Annotated in this window: 12 protein-coding genes and 1 tRNA gene; 7 read left to right on the forward strand and 6 right to left on the reverse strand. The window is 68.0% G+C overall.

All coding sequences use genetic code 11. The features are described 5' to 3' along the window. Positions 1-123: 123 nt before the first annotated feature. Both rpoD and IBL26_RS04280 read left to right on the forward strand, forming a co-directional pair. On the forward strand, positions 124-2,052 hold the full coding sequence (gene rpoD / locus IBL26_RS04275; RefSeq protein WP_187783207.1) for an RNA polymerase sigma factor RpoD: 1,929 nt from the start codon (positions 124-126) through the stop codon (positions 2,050-2,052). Between the two features lie 7 nt (positions 2,053-2,059). Then, positions 2,060-2,641 carry a GNAT family N-acetyltransferase gene (locus IBL26_RS04280; protein WP_187783208.1) on the forward strand — a complete coding sequence of 194 codons (582 nt, stop codon included), beginning with the start codon at positions 2,060-2,062 and terminating at the stop codon, positions 2,639-2,641. Between the two features lie 66 nt (positions 2,642-2,707). On the opposite strand, the gene IBL26_RS04285 is transcribed toward IBL26_RS04280, so the two are convergent. From IBL26_RS04285 to ppa, 3 genes are all read right to left on the reverse strand, one after another. Beyond that, positions 2,708-3,544, reverse strand: a complete 837-nt coding sequence (locus IBL26_RS04285; RefSeq protein ID WP_187783209.1) for a hypothetical protein — start codon at positions 3,542-3,544, stop codon at positions 2,708-2,710. A gap of 87 nt (positions 3,545-3,631) precedes the next feature. Then, complete coding sequence (locus IBL26_RS04290; RefSeq protein WP_187783210.1) at positions 3,632-4,495, reverse strand: hypothetical protein; 864 nt, start codon at positions 4,493-4,495, stop codon at positions 3,632-3,634. 72 nt (positions 4,496-4,567) lie between these two features. Continuing rightward, positions 4,568-5,092: an inorganic diphosphatase gene (gene ppa, locus IBL26_RS04295; protein WP_187783211.1), complete on the reverse strand. Its 525-nt coding sequence runs from the start codon at positions 5,090-5,092 to the stop codon at positions 4,568-4,570. A gap of 204 nt (positions 5,093-5,296) precedes the next feature. On the opposite strand from ppa, the gene IBL26_RS04300 reads away from it, so the two are divergent. The 5 genes from IBL26_RS04300 (at position 5,297) to IBL26_RS04320 (ending at position 10,785) form a co-directional block, all read left to right on the forward strand. Next, the gene (locus IBL26_RS04300) at positions 5,297-6,544 is read left to right on the forward strand and encodes an E22 family MetX-like putative esterase (protein ID WP_187783212.1); all 1,248 of its coding nucleotides are present in this window, start codon (positions 5,297-5,299) and stop codon (positions 6,542-6,544) included. Between the two features lie 69 nt (positions 6,545-6,613). Beyond that, a tRNA-Ile gene (locus IBL26_RS04305) sits at positions 6,614-6,687 on the forward strand. Between the two features lie 148 nt (positions 6,688-6,835). After that, positions 6,836-8,431 (forward strand): sensor domain-containing diguanylate cyclase, encoded by a 1,596-nt coding sequence (locus IBL26_RS04310; protein WP_187783213.1) that lies wholly within the window; start codon positions 6,836-6,838, stop codon positions 8,429-8,431. A gap of 151 nt (positions 8,432-8,582) precedes the next feature. Continuing rightward, positions 8,583-10,259 carry an energy-dependent translational throttle protein EttA gene (ettA, locus tag IBL26_RS04315; protein ID WP_187783214.1) on the forward strand — a complete coding sequence of 559 codons (1,677 nt, stop codon included), beginning with the start codon at positions 8,583-8,585 and terminating at the stop codon, positions 10,257-10,259. A gap of 40 nt (positions 10,260-10,299) precedes the next feature. Beyond that, positions 10,300-10,785 (forward strand): GNAT family N-acetyltransferase, encoded by a 486-nt coding sequence (locus tag IBL26_RS04320; protein ID WP_367615368.1) that lies wholly within the window; start codon positions 10,300-10,302, stop codon positions 10,783-10,785. 296 nt (positions 10,786-11,081) lie between these two features. Here IBL26_RS04320 and IBL26_RS04325 read toward each other — a convergent pair whose 3' ends face one another. From IBL26_RS04325 to IBL26_RS04335, 3 genes are all read right to left on the reverse strand, one after another. Continuing rightward, on the reverse strand, positions 11,082-12,851 hold the full coding sequence (locus IBL26_RS04325) for a putative bifunctional diguanylate cyclase/phosphodiesterase (RefSeq protein ID WP_187783216.1): 1,770 nt from the start codon (positions 12,849-12,851) through the stop codon (positions 11,082-11,084). 97 nt (positions 12,852-12,948) lie between these two features. Continuing rightward, positions 12,949-13,755, reverse strand: coding sequence for an ABC transporter permease (locus tag IBL26_RS04330; protein WP_187783217.1), 807 nt, complete (start codon positions 13,753-13,755; stop codon positions 12,949-12,951). Positions 13,756-13,759: 4 nt separating this feature from the next. Then, positions 13,760-14,611 carry an ABC transporter permease gene (locus IBL26_RS04335; RefSeq protein WP_187783218.1) on the reverse strand — a complete coding sequence of 284 codons (852 nt, stop codon included), beginning with the start codon at positions 14,609-14,611 and terminating at the stop codon, positions 13,760-13,762. Between the last annotated feature and the right edge of the window lie 27 nt (positions 14,612-14,638).

Here is a 14,638-nt window from a genome sequence, read left to right on the forward strand (position 1 = left end):
TGTGGTGCGCGGCGCCCCAGGGTTTCCGGGGCCCGCTGGAATCAGAACGATGCGCCACCCGCGCCGGTTTTCCGGCGATGGCTTCGGGTGGCATGTGCGGCGGCATCTGACGGAGCGGACGGCATGGCGAGCAAGACGGCAGGTGGTACCGAGACAGTCGAGACCCGCGACGAAGCAGTGGAAGGTGCCCTGCTCGATACCCTCTCCGCCGCCGTCAAGAAGCTCGTCGCCCGCGGCAAGGAACGCGGCTACGTCACCTATGACGAACTGAACGCCGCCCTTCCGTCCGAGCAGGTTTCCTCCGAGCTGATCGAGGACACCATGGCGATGCTGAGCGAGCTCGGCATCAACGTGGTGGAATCCGAGGAAGCCGAGGAAGGCGAGGGCACCGCGAAGCCCGCCGCCAAGGCCGAAGGCGCCGAGGAAGAGGAAGAAGAGGAAGAGGGCTCCACCGGCAACGTCAACGAGGAGACCCTCGGCCGCACGGATGACCCGGTCCGCATGTACCTGCGGGAGATGGGCAGCGTCGAGCTGCTCTCCCGCGAGGGCGAGATCGCCATCGCCAAGCGCATCGAGGCCGGCCGGGACGCCATGATCGGCGGGCTGTGCGAGAGCCCGATGACCTTCCAGGCGATCCTGACCTGGCATGAGGCGGTCAAGGACGGCCGCATGCTGCTGCGCGACGTCATCGACCTGGAAGCCACCGCCGCCGCCGACAGCCCGGACGTCCCGCCGCCCGCCGAGGCCGAGGAGTTCGAGGACGGCGAGGAAGGCGAGGGGATGGGCCTCTCCCTCTCCGCGCTGGAAGAGAAGCTGAAGCCGGAGGCGCTGGCGGCATTCGAGGAAATCGAGGGCCTCTACGGCAAGCTGCACAAGATGCAGCTGAAGCGCATGGAGGCCTACACCGCCGGCGGCGGCCTCGGCACCAAGACCGAGCAGGCCTACGAGGCCGTGCGGCTGGAGCTGGTGGCGCTGGTGGAGAAGGTCCACCTGCACAACAACCGGATCGAGGAGCTGGTCGACCAGCTCAAGGGCCTGAACCGGCGCATCACCGGCTTCGAGGGGCAGGTGCTGCGCCTGGCCGAAGCCAGCAAGGTCAAGCGCGACGACTTCCTGACCCATTGGCGCGGCGCCGAGATCGACCCCGCCTGGATCGACCGCGTCGGCGCCCTGCCGGGCAAGGCCTGGAAGAACTTCGTCGAACGCTCCCGCGACGAGGTGGAGGCGGTTCGCAAGCAGATCGGCGCCACGGCCGAGGTGACGGGCCTGCCGGTCAACGAGTTCAAGCGGGTCTACTCCGCCGTCTCGCGCGGCGAGCGCGACATGACCCAGGCGAAGAAAGAGATGATCGAGGCGAACCTGCGCCTCGTGATCTCCATCGCCAAGAAATACACCAATCGCGGGCTGCAGTTCCTGGACCTGATCCAGGAAGGCAATATCGGCCTGATGAAGGCGGTCGATAAGTTCGAGTACCGCCGCGGCTACAAGTTCTCCACCTATGCGACGTGGTGGATCCGTCAGGCCATCACCCGCAGCATCGCCGACCAGGCGCGCACGATCCGTATTCCCGTGCACATGATCGAGACGATCAACAAGCTGGTCCGCACCAGCCGGCAGATGCTGCACGAGATCGGCCGCGAGCCGCAGCCGGAGGAACTGGCCGAGAAGCTCGGCATGCCGCTGGAGAAGGTCCGCAAGGTCCTCAAGATCGCCAAGGAGCCGATTTCGCTCGAGACGCCGATCGGCGACGAAGAGGACAGCCATCTCGGTGACTTCATCGAGGACAAGGCCGCCATCATCCCGCTGGATGCCGCTATCCAGACCAACCTGCGCGAGGCCACCACCCGCGTGCTGTCCAGCCTGACGCCGCGCGAGGAGCGGGTGCTGCGGATGCGCTTCGGCATCGGCATGAACACCGACCACACGCTGGAAGAGGTCGGCCAGCAGTTCAACGTGACGCGCGAGCGTATCCGGCAGATCGAGGCCAAGGCGCTGCGCAAGCTGAAGCACCCCAGCCGCAGCCGCAAGCTGCGCAGCTTCCTGGATAATTGAGGCCGCCATGTCGGTGAAGCTGTCCCTGGTAGAGCCCGCCATCCGCGTCGCGGTGGACGTGACCTTCCTGCGGATGGAACTGCCGCCGGCGCCACCCGGGCCGGCCCTGCCGGCGGATGCGGTGGTGACGGTAGCGACGCACTGCACCGTGCCGTTCTACCGCTACCTCTACAACACGGTGGGGCAGGACTACGTCTGGTGGCTGCGCCGAACGGCGGCGGATGCCGAGATCGCCACGATCCTGGCCGACCCCGCCACCAGCATCCACGTGCTGTACCGAGACGGCGCCCCGGCCGGCTTCTATGAGCTGGAGCGGCGCTCCGGCGGGCAGACCAACATCGCCTATTTTGGCCTGCTGCCGCACGCGGTGGGGCAGGGCATGGGTAACGCCTTCCTGCGCCACGCGATCGACGAGGGCTGGACGCGCGGCACCAAGCTGCTGACGGTCAATACCTGCACGGCCGACCACCCCCGCGCGCTGCCCAACTACCGCGCCGCCGGCTTTACCGAGACGCGCCGGGTGCGGGAGATCTGGCCGGTGCCGGTGCGCCTGGGCCTCAAGATACCGGACCACTTGCGGGCTGGCTGAGGCGGGTTCCGCTGAGCTGCATTCGTAGAGCGCGTTCCGGGCCTTATGTGATCCGGCCCCAGCCGATCACGCTTTGGCTGCCTCTTGCAGGAAGGCGGCCAGCGCCGCCTTGTCGGCCATCAGGGCACCGATCTCCGCCGCGTCGCGCGGGATTGGCAGGCCCAGTACCCGCGCCATGCCGCAGAACACCGCGACCTCGTCCTCCATCGCCACGTTCTGCCGGGCGAGCGCCTTCTCCACCTCCAGCTCGATGGCCCGCAGGCGCAGGGCGGGGTCCGGCTGGTGGTGCCGCAGCATCTGGCGGACGAAGCTGCCCTTCACCCCGTTGAACAGCGTGAAGGCCTCCGGGTGGATATGCGCCGTCAGCCGGGCGCCGTCCGCACGCAGGATATCCTGCAGCATCTGCTGATCCTTCGGGCCCTGGGACCAGTCGCTCGCGGCGCGCAGATGCCGCAGGGACGCGCTTTCCGCCGCCGCCCGCCAGGCGCGGATCACTTCCCGCGTGTCCTTGTGGGCCAGGTTGGCCAGGAAGGCGCCGTCATTGACGTCCCAGGCCTCCGCCGTGCCGCCCTGGGCGAAGACGAAGGAGGTGCCGAGCCCCAGCCCGTTCAGGTAGCCCCGCAGGTTGAAGCCGAGGTCGTTGACCCAGGCATCCGAGTCCAGATGCAGGTACCAGCCCTCAAACCCCAGGCTGAGCAGCTCGTCCAAAATGTAGATGCGGTTGTGGGAGGCCTGCCATGGGTGGAAGCCGCGCATGATGCCGTGGTGGCAGATGTAGTGGATGCGGTGGCGGAGGCAGTAGGCCCGGTTGATGCGCGACGTGGCGCGCAGCATCGCGAAGTAGTTCACCGGGTCCGCCGACTGGGCCAGGACGATGTCCTGGTCGGGCCTGTTCAGGATCAAGGCTGGTTCCTCCGGCGCGGTGCAGGCTGGGGCAGGGCCCGGTGCTGACTGAACGCGTGTCTCGCCCGTGCCCGAAGGCGGGTGGGGCTAGCTCTTGGCGGGCGGCGCTTCCAGCTCCGTCAGGGTCTTCCGCAGGAACTCCACCAGCGCCTTGCGGTGCGCCACGATCTCGCCTAGCCCTTCGGCCTCGCGCGGCAACGGCAGGCCGAGGGTGCGGGCCAGGTTGCAGTAGTGCAGGACCGGGTCCTCGGGCGGCAGCTTCTGCCGGGCGATCGCCATGCCGACCCGGTGCTGGATCTGCCCGAGCCGCTTGGCCGGGTCCGTCTGCTGCGCCCGCAGCAACTGGCAGAACACGTCGGAGGTCGGCGCGTTCATGAAGCTGATGGGCTCATAGCGGACATGGGCGGTCAGCCGCTCGTCATCGCGCCGGAACACGTTCTGCAGCAGATTCTGGTCGCAGGGCACGTGATTATCGTACCAGTTGGGCGCGGCGCGCAGGCTGTCCTCGCTGATGCCCTCGGCGCCCCGTTGCCAGGCGGCCGCGACCTCCCGCGTGTCCGGATGCGCGCAATTGGCCAGGAAGATACCGTCATTGACGTCCCACTTCTGCCCGCTCGCCATCTTCGCGAAGATCATCGAGTTATCGGCACAGCCGGCCAGGTAGGCGCGGATATCGAAATTGGTGTTGTGCACCCACGCATCGGCATCCAGGTGGATGTACCAGCCGGTGAACCCCAGCCCGATCAGGTTCTGCAGGGTGTAGATGCGGTTGTAGCAGGCCTGCCAGGGGTGGAAGCCACGGATGATGCCATGGTGGCAGGTGTAGTCGATGTCGTGCTTCAGGCAGAATTCGCGGTTGATGCGTGACGTGGTCCGGAGCGGGGAAAAGTAGTTCACCGAATCGGCCGATTGAACCAACACGATATCCTGGCCGGGCTTCGACAGGCGCATCTTGATCTTCCTGGGCTGCTGCGGATGCTTCAAAGAAAAAGGCGGGAGCCTGGGGCCCCCGCCTTTATCGTCTTACTTCGCGGCGGCCGCGATCTGCCGCTCCAGGATGGCGGCGGCTTCCGCCGCACCACCCCAGTTGCGCACCTTCACCCACTTGCCGGGCTCCAGGTCCTTGTAGCGGGTGAAGAAGTGCTCGATCGCGTCGCGGGTGATCTTGGGCAGGTCGGCGATGTCTTTGACATCCGTGTAGGCGGTGTGCAGCTTGTCATGCGGCACGCAGACCAGCTTCTCGTCCTGGCCGCTCTCGTCTTCCATGAACAGCACGCCGATCGGCCGGGCGCGGATCACGGCGCCGGGCACCACGGGCGCGGGGGCCAGCACCAGGGCGTCGGACGGGTCGCCATCATCAGCCAGGGTGCCGGGCACGAAGCCGTAGGCGGCCGGGTAGGCCATCGGCGTGAACAGGAAGCGGTCGACCATGATGGCGCCGCTGTCCTTGTCCAGCTCGTACTTCACCTGGCTCCCCTGGGGGATCTCGATGACGACGTTGATGTCGTACGGCGGGTTCTTGCCGGTGGGAAGCTTCGTCACGTCCATCTGGGAATGCCCATCCGTTCGAATTGCGCCCGGTGGCGGGGGTCGCCGCGGCGCTGTGGCGTTTGTCCGCGCGGCTTAGCAGGGGGCGCGGCAGGCGTCCATTCGTGCTGCCGCCCCCTTGCGGCGGGCCGCGCACCCGGCGCACCATATTGCAGGGCCGCGACCGACGGCCCAAAGCGCCGTGACGAGTGGAGGAACCGCTGAATGACCACCCGCCGTAGCCTGCTGGCCGCGTCGGCCCTGGCGTGTTTCCTGCCCCAGGTGGCCAGCGCCCAGAGCCGCGTGCCGCCGCCGCCATCCCCCCGCCCGGCCACGCCCCCCGCCGCGCCCGCCCCGGCAGGGGAAAGCCTGCTGGTCGAGAAAAAGGTCTTCGAGTTCCAGAACTACCGCACACGCGGCGGCGCCAACCTGGCGACGGGGCGCGTCGGCTACCAGACCGCCGGCACGCTGAACGCGGCTGGCGACAACGCGGTGCTGATCACGCACTTCTTCAGCGGCAACAGCCACGCCTTCGGGCGCTACGCGGCGGGCGAGGCGCCGGGCTACTGGGATTCCATCATCGGCCCCGGCAAGCCGATCGATACCGGCCGCTTCTTCGTCATTGCCTCCGACACGCTGGTCAATCTGAACGCGCGGGATGCGCGCACCACCACCACGGGCCCGGCCTCGGTCAATCCCTCCACGGGGCGGCCCTATGCGATGGATTTCCCCGTCGTCTCGATCCGGGACTTCGTGGAGGTGCAGAAATTGCTGCTGGAGAGCCTGGGGGTGAAGAAGCTGGCCCTGGCCGCCGGCGGCAGCATGGGGGCCTTGCAGGTCATCGAATGGGCCTGCGCCTACCCGGGCTGGGTGGAGCGCGCCATGCCGGTGATCGGCACGGGTGAGATGGATGCCTGGCTGCTGGGCTGGATGGATCTCTGGGAGGCGCCGATCCGCCTGGACCCCAACTGGCGCAACGGCGACTACTACGCCCAGGGCCGCCAGCCGCCGCTGCAGGGGCTGGCGGAGGCGCTGCGCATCGTCACGCTGCAATCGCGGGACCGTGGCTGGGCGCGCGATTTCGGCCGCAAGCCCGGGGAGGGGCAGGACCCGTCCCGCCGCATCCAGGACCGGTTCGCCGTGGAGCAATGGCTGGACGACAACGCCATGGCCCGCGCGCGGATGAGCGACGCCAATTCCTTCCTGTACCTGACCCGCGCCAACCAGCTGTTCCTCAACGAATATGACAGCCGCGACGCCGCCCTGGCCCGCAGCCGGGCCCGCTGGCTGGTCATGCCTTCCGTCACTGACCGGGTCTTCCCGGTGGAGTATGGGCATGAGCTGGCGGCGGCGCTGAAGGGAATGGGCCAGAACGTCCAGACCGTCGACCTGAAGGGGCCGCTGGGGCACCTGGAAGGCGTGGCGAACATTGCCCAGGCGGCGGCGGCGATCCGCACCTTCCTGTCCCGCTGAGGCAGGTTGGTCACCGGCCCCCTCTGGCGATTTGCGGCGGGCCGGTCTAGCTAATGCGCTGCTTCCCAGGCGCCTGTAGCTCAATTGGTTAGAGCGGGCCGCTCATAACGGCTTGGTTGCGGGTTCAAGTCCTGCCGGGCGCAGGGGAAGGCTGCGGCAAAAACGTCGCTCCGCGCAGCGGACCGCACGTGGAGTGCGCCGCTTTTCGTGATCGCGCTTGCAACATGAATATAATGTGCGCGAGATGCTGCTTCTCTCTCCCCCAGAAGTACCGGCGGACCGCGGCGGAGCATGTCGATCACCATCCCCGGGGCCTTGCCCCTGCCGCCCGAGACCGACTCGGCCGGACTGCCCGTCTGGCGCGCTCTGCAGCGCATCGCCGCCAGCCAGGATAATTGGCTGCCAGGCTGGTGCCAGGGCCGCAGCGCCTTGTTCTGGCTCGGCGGCAATCTGACCGTCGCGCTGGTTTACCTGGCCCTGGGCTGGGCGGTCGGGCGCTTCTTCGCCGCGTTCGGCTTGTTCCCTGCGCCCATCTGGCTGCCGGCCGGCCTGGCCGCGACCATGGCGATGCTGGGGGGCTGGCGGCTGGTGCCGGGCATCTTCCTCGGCTCCTTCATCGTCAATGCGTGGGTCTTCGCCGCCGCGCCGCAGGTGGCGGCCGCCATCTCCATCGGCAATGCACTCGGGCCGCTGGCCGGGGCCATGCTGACCCGCTGGCTGCGGCCGGCCAGCGGGCTGTTCACCCGCTTCCGCGGCGTCGTCGCCTTCATCCTGGGCGCGGTGCTGTTGCATGCCGCCATCACCGCCACGATCGGCACGCTGAGCCTGCTGGCCCTGGGCGGGCTGCCGGCCGAGAGCGCGGGCTCGGTCTGGGCCAGCTGGCTGCTGTGCGACGCGGGCGGCACCTTCTACTTCGCCCCCTCCCTGGCGCTATGGCTGGGGGTGGAGCGGACGCCGGAGAGCCCCGGTGGCGGCGCCCGCCGCCCCCATGCCGCGCTGCTGGATGGCGGGGTCTGGATCGGTACCGCCGGGCTGGCGGCGCTGGTCTTCTCCTTCCACCTGCCGCCCGGGCTGCCCTCTGCCCAGCTGGTGTTCCTGCTGGCGGTGCCGCTGTCCTGGATCGCGCTGCGGATTTCGCTGCGCGCCGCCTACACGTTGCTGACGCTGATTTGCATCATCGCCTCCGCCGGCACGGTGGCGGGGTTGGGGCCGTTCCAGGGCGCCGGCGTCACCAACCCGATGCAATCCGCCAGCATGCTGGTGGTGCTCTGCGCCATGAACATCCTGACGCTGCTGGCCTTGGTCAGTGAGCGGCGGGAAGCCGAGTGGGCGCTGGCCGAGGTCAACCGGACGCTGGAATACCGCGTCAGCGAACGCACCGAGCAACTGCGGCGGCAGGCCGAGACGGATGGGCTGACCGAGATCAGCAACCGGCGCGGCTTCATGCTGCAGGCGGAGGCCGCGCTGCATGCCTGCCAGGTGGAAGGCCTGACCTTCGGCCTGGTGACCTTCGACCTGGACCATTTCAAGACCATCAACGACCACGCCGGCCATGCCGGGGGCGACGAGGTGCTGCGGCTGGTGGCGCGCAATTGCCTGCCGGTGCTGCGGCGGGGTGACCTGTTCGGCCGGCTGGGCGGCGAGGAATTCGCCATCGCCCTGGCCAACATGGACCGCAGCGCCACCCGCGCGGTGGCGGAGCGGTTGCGCCAGGCGCTGCGCAGCGTGCGGCCGGGCTTCCCGCTGCCCTCCGGCGCCGTCACCGCCAGCTTCGGCATTGCCGCCGGCCGCCCGGGGGAGACGCTGAGCCAGCTGCTCTCCCGCGCCGATGACGCCCTCTACAGCGCCAAGCGCGCCGGGCGGGACCAGGTGCAGGAAGCCGCCTGAGCCGGGCCCACCCGGCCGGCGCCGCCCCGCATGGGCGGCCCGGGCGGGTCTGCCATGTAGGTTCCAGGCTGCCGCGCGAGTGCTTCCGCTTGGCGTAGCGGCCTGCGGTGGCTAGAACCGGGGCCGAACAGCGCGCCGGAACTGCTCTGCCATGGCTCCTCAGTACGTCTACGTGATGAAAGACCTCACCAAGTCCTATCCGGGCGGGCGTGAGGTGTTCAAAGGCATCACCCTTTCCTTCCTGAACACCGCCAAGATCGGCGTTCTGGGCCCCAACGGCGCCGGCAAGTCCACGCTGATGCGCATCATGGCGGGCCAGGACAAGGAGTTCGGCGGCGAGGCCTGGGCGGCGGAAGGTGTGCGCGTCGGCTACCTGTCGCAGGAGCCGCATCTCGACCCCGACAAGACCGTGGGCGAGAACGTCATGGAAGCCTTCGGCACGCTGAAGGACGACCTGGAGCGCTTCAACGAGATCTCGATGAAGTTCGCCGAGGAGATGAGCGAGGAGGAGATGAACACCCTGCTCGCCGAGCAGGCCGAGCTGCAGGAGCGGATCGACGCCGCCGATGGCTGGGATCTGGACCGGACCATCGACATCGCGCTGGACGCCCTCCGCGCGCCGCTGGCCGACAGCCCGGTGACCACGCTCTCCGGCGGTGAGCGCCGCCGCGTGGCGCTGTGCAAGCTGCTGCTGGAAAAGCCCGACCTGCTGCTGCTCGACGAGCCGACGAACCACCTGGACGCCGAGAGCGTCTCCTGGCTGGAAAAGACGCTGCGCGAGTATGAAGGCGCGGTGCTGATCGTCACCCACGACCGCTACTTCCTGGACAACGTCACCAACTGGATCCTGGAGGTCGATCGCGGCCGCGGCATCCCGTATGAGGGCAACTACTCCTCCTACCTGACCGCCAAGCGCAAGCGCCTGCAGCAGGAAGAGAAGGAAGAGAGCACCCGCCAGCGCCAGCTGGCCGAGGAGCAGGAGTGGATCGGCCGCTCCCCCGCCGCGCGCATGTCCAAGAGCAAGGCGCGTATCGCGGCCTATGAGGAATTGCTGGCCAAGTCGCAGGACCGCGCGCCGGACCCGACCGAGATCCAGATCCCGCCGGCGCCGCGCCTGGGCAACACGGTCATCGAGGCGACCGACCTGCGCAAGGGCTTTGGCAACAACCTGTTGATCGACGGCCTGTCCTTCAAGCTGCCGCCCGGTGGCATCGTCGGCGTCATCGGCCCGAACGGCGCCGGCAAGTCGACGCTGTTCAAGATGATCACCGGCAAGGAGACGCCGGATGGCGGCACGCTGAAGATCGGCGAGACCGTCACGCTCGGCTATGTCGACCAGTCGCGCGATACGCTGGATGACAAGCGCACCGTCTGGCAGGAAATCTCCGACGGCCAGGACATGATCATGATGGGCAAGCGGGCCGTGCCGTCCCGCGCCTACGCCGCCGCCTTCAACTTCAAGGGCGGGGACCAGCAGAAGCCGGTCGGCGTGCTCTCCGGTGGTGAGCGCAACCGCCTGCACCTGGCCAAGATGCTGCGGAACCCGCACAACGTCATCCTGCTCGATGAGCCGACGAACGACCTGGACGTCGATACGCTCCGCGCGCTGGAAGAGGCGTTGCAGGACTTCGCCGGCTGCGCCGTGATCATCTCGCATGATCGCTGGTTCCTCGACCGGCTGGCGACGCACATCATGTCCTTCGAGGGCGACAGCCACGTCGAATGGTTCGAGGGCAACTATCAGGCGTACGAGGCAGATCGACGTCGACGCTTGGGCGCGGCGGCGGACCAGCCGCACCGGATCAAATACCGCCCCCTTACCCGGTAACCCGGTGGGCCTCCTGGCGCGGGTGGAATCCCCGCATACGGTGCGTTCGTCTCGCCTGACGCTGCGCCCCGTAGGACCGGAGCACCTGGACGACCTCATTGCCCTGAAGGGTGATGAGGCCGCCTTCGGGTTGATGCTGAACGGCACCCGGACGCCGGAGCGAACGGACCAGGAGCTGCGCGACGACATGGCCTTCTGGGCCACGCGCAGCTACGGCACCTGGGCGGTGCATCTCAGCGAGGACGACACCTTCCTCGGCATCGTCGGGCTGATGGAACGGCCGGACGGGCTGGGCGTGGCGCTGCGCTTCGCCCTGTGGCCACAGGTCCGTGGCCGCGGCTACGCCCGCGAAGCCGCGCGCGCCGCGCTGGAATTCGGCCACGCCGCCGGCCTGCGACGCATCATCGCCGTGGCGCGGGAAACCAACACCGCCTCCCGCGCCGTGCTGGGCGATCTCGGCATGCAGGAATGCGGCGGCTTCCCGCATAACGGGCACGCCATGAAGGTGTATGAGAGCCTGCGCTGAAGGGGCCTGATTGCTTCTTGCCGGACAGGATGGGGACAAGGCCGGGGGAGGGAATTCCCCGGACCCCATTTTTTCTGCAAGTTTGGCGCAGCGCTTCAGGACTGAGGACGGACGCTTCTTGATGACTTTAAGAATGGGCTACGCGGGCTGAACCGTCGGTCATCGGAGGTCTGGGATCTCCAGCGCACCCAGCCGCCTCTCAAGCGCGCGGCTTCAACAGCCACACCCGTAAAAACTCGAAAACAGAAAAGAAGGGGCCCATGGAATTCGTTCCCCGGCCTTCTTCCGACTGCTCCTCAGTCGCTCGCCGCCTGTGCTTCGATCTCGGGGATGATGGGGATGCCTTCCGCCGCGCAGGTCAGCCAGGAATCCAGCCCCTCCATCGGGCGGGGCCGGCCGAAATAGTAGCCCTGGCCCAGGTCGCACCCCATGGCGGCGATGCGGCGCATGGTGGCGGCGTCCTCGATCCCTTCCGCCGTGGTGCCGAGGCCGAGCGCGCGGGCAAGGCCGATGATGGCGGAGACGTAGCGGCCGCTTTCCGGCGCGGAGGCGAGGGCGACGACGAAGCTGCGGTCGATCTTCAGCCGGTCCACCGCCAGTTCCTTCACCATGCGCAGGCTGGCGTAGCCGGTACCGAAATCGTCCAGCGCCACGCGGATGCCGGCGGTGCGCAGCATGGCCAGCACACGCTTGGCGGTGCCCAGGTCATGCACGATGCCCGTCTCGGTCACTTCCAGCTCCAGCCGCAGCGGGCTGAGCCCGGTCTGGGAGAGGATGTCCAGCACGGTGCCGGAGAGCGTGGCGTCCTGCAGTTGCAGCGGGGACATGTTGACCGCGATCTTCAGCCCATCCGGCCAGCGCGCCGCATCCTGGCTGGCCTGGCGCAGGATGCTTTCGAACATCAGGCCGATCAGCCCGGCGCGCTCCGCCGCGTCGATGAACTCGGACGGGGGCAGGATGCCGCGCTCCGGGTGGCGCCAGCGGGCCAGCACTTCCAGCCCGATCAGGCGGCGGCTGCGCAGATCCACCAGCGGTTGGTAGTAGGGGATGATCTCCCCGGCCAGGATGGCCTGCCGCAGTCGCAGGTGGTGGATGGCGGCCTCGCGCCGCTCCTCCTCCATGTCCTCCGAGAAGACGAGGTAGTGGGCAGTGCCCAGACGCTTGGCGTTGTACATGGCCAGGTCGACGGCGCGCAGCAGCGCCTCGGTCTCCGTGCCGTGCTCGGGGCTGAGGGTGATGCCGATGCTGGCGCTGATCTCGGCCACCACGCAGCTGGTCTGGATCGGCGCGGCCAGCGCCACCAGGATGCGCTCGGCCAGCGCGGGGGCGGTGGCGGCGCGGGATTCCGCCAGCAGGATGGCGAATTCGTCGCCACCGAGGCGGGTGACCAGCGCGTCCTCCGGCGCTTCCCGCCGCAGCCGGTGCGCGACTTCGATCAGCACGTCGTCGCCGGCCAGATGGCCATGCGTATCGTTGATTGGCTTGAAGTTGTCGAGGTCCACGTAGAGCAGCGCGCAGGGGGCGCCGCGGCTGAGGGCCATTTCCAGCGCGGCGAGGAAGGCGCGGCGGTTGGGCAGCTGGGTCAGGTAGTCGGTGCCGGCGATCTGTTCGATCCGCGCCTCGTTCTCCACCTGCTCGGTCACGTCCCGCACCATGGCGACGACTTCGCCGCCCGCGCCGGTGGCCGGTCCGGGCAGCAGCCGCAGGCTGGCCTCGATCCACGCAATCCGCCCATCGGCGCGGATCACGCGGTTGCGGCCGCGTTGGTCGGCCTTGGTCTCCATCAGGTGCTGCATCCGCTCCCGCACGATGTCCTGGTCGTCCGGATGCACGAAGCTGAAGGTGGAGACGCCGATCAGCTGCTCCGGCTCATAGCCGAGGATGGTGCGGCAGGCGGGGGAGACGTAGGTGCGCGTGCCGTCCAGTGAGAGCCGGACGATCATGTCGGACGCATTCTCGGCCAGCAGCCGGTAAAGGCTTTCGGTATCGGGCGGGCAGGGCGTGGAGGCGGGGTGGGGCGGATGGCCCAGCAGCGTGCTGATCTGTGCGCGCAATCGCCCCAGCATATATTCCGCCCCTTATCGGCACCCGTTCACCGCTCCTCCTGCCAGGAACGGTCGGCGCGGGTATCCGTCTTATCAGGTGAGCATGATAGCGGAATTTTCATCCGCCGCCGCGCTTCCGCAAGACCCTAACGCCCAGGATTGCCCCACCGATGACAAGAAAGGACAAAGCCGTGGACGCCGTGCCCAGCGCATAGAGCACCGGGTTGGTCACCGTGGTGGTCATGCCGAGGATTTCCAGCGGCAGGGTGTTGCCGCTGCCCGCCGTCAGCAAGGTGCGGGCGAATTCATCGAAGGACAGCGTGAAGCCGAACAGGGCGATGCCCACCACGCTGGGGGCGATGATGGGCAGAACGACGTGAAGAAAGGATTGCCAGGGCGTGGCCCCCATGTCCCGCGCCGCTTCCTCCCACGCGCGGTCGAAGCGGTTAAACACGGCGAACATGATCAGCAGGCCGAAGGGCAGCGTCCAGGTCAGCTGTGCCCCGAAGCCGGAGGAATACCAGGCGGTGTCCCACTCCATCAGGTTGAACAGCAGCCCGACGCCGAGCGAGACGAGGATGGAGGGAACGATCAGGCTGGCCAGCGTCAGGTAGAACAGCGCCGTGCCGCCGGGAAAGCGCCGTCGGAACGCCATGCCGGCGGCGAGGGAGACCACGACGGTGGAGACCGTGACCATCGCCGCCAGCGCCAGGGAGCGTTGCAGCGCGGCGCCGATGTCGCCCACCGCCTGGGTGGCGAACAACCGGCCGAACCAGTGCAGGGAGATGCCGTTCATCGGGAAGGTCAGCCCGCCATCCGGCCCCTGGAAGGACAGGATGGTGATGGTGAAGGTGGGCCCGTAGAGGAAGGCGAGGAACAGCACGAACAGCGCCGTCAGCAAAAAGCGGGCAAGGCGGCCGGGCATGGCGTCAGAGCTCCCGCCGGATGTCGATGGCGCGCAGGATGGCGGCCATCAGCAGCAGTACCATGGCCAACAGCCCGACCGCGTTGGCGGCGGCGGCGGGGTACTGCATCAGCCCGATCTGGTTGCTGATCATCAGCCCAACGGAGGCACTTTGCCCCCCACTCATCAGGCGCACCGTGGCAAAGTCGCCCATCACCAGCACAATCACAAAAATGCTGCCGATGCCGATGCCCGGCTTGCACAGCGGCAGGATGACGCACCACAGCGTGTGCCAGAAGCCGGCGCCGGCATCGCGCGCCGCCTCCAGCAACCGGCGGTCGATGCGCATCATGGTGTTGAAGATCGGCACCACCATGAACAGCGTGTAGAGATGCGCGAAGGCCAGCACGACCGCGAAGTCCGAGAACAGCAGGAACTCCAGCGGCCGGTCGATCGCCCCCATGCCGATCAGCGCCTGGTTCATCAGCCCGTTGCGGCCGAGGAAGGGTACCCAGGCGATCATGCGGATCAGGTTGCTGGTCCAGAACGGTACCGTGCAGAGCACGAACAGCACCGTGCGCGTCATCTCCCCCTTCACCACGAAGGCCAGATAGTAAGCCAGCCAGAAGCCGACAGAGAGGGTGATGATCCAGGTGAGCCCGGCGAACCACAACGTCTTGCCGAAGGTGCGCCACGTCACGGCGGAGCCGAAGGCTTCCTGGTAGTTGGTGAAGACGAAATCCGGGATCAGCGCGAAGGCGCTGTAGTCGAAGAAGCTGACGACGACGATCATCGCCATCGGCACGACCAGGAACACGGCCAGCACCAGCGCCAGCGGCGCCGCCTGCAGCCAGGAGAACAGGGCGGAGCGGCGCATCAGGCGGTCCTCAAGGGCAGGCCCCGT

The organism is Teichococcus aerophilus, from assembly GCF_014490485.1.
Taxonomy (GTDB): domain Bacteria; phylum Pseudomonadota; class Alphaproteobacteria; order Acetobacterales; family Acetobacteraceae; genus Pseudoroseomonas; species Pseudoroseomonas aerophila.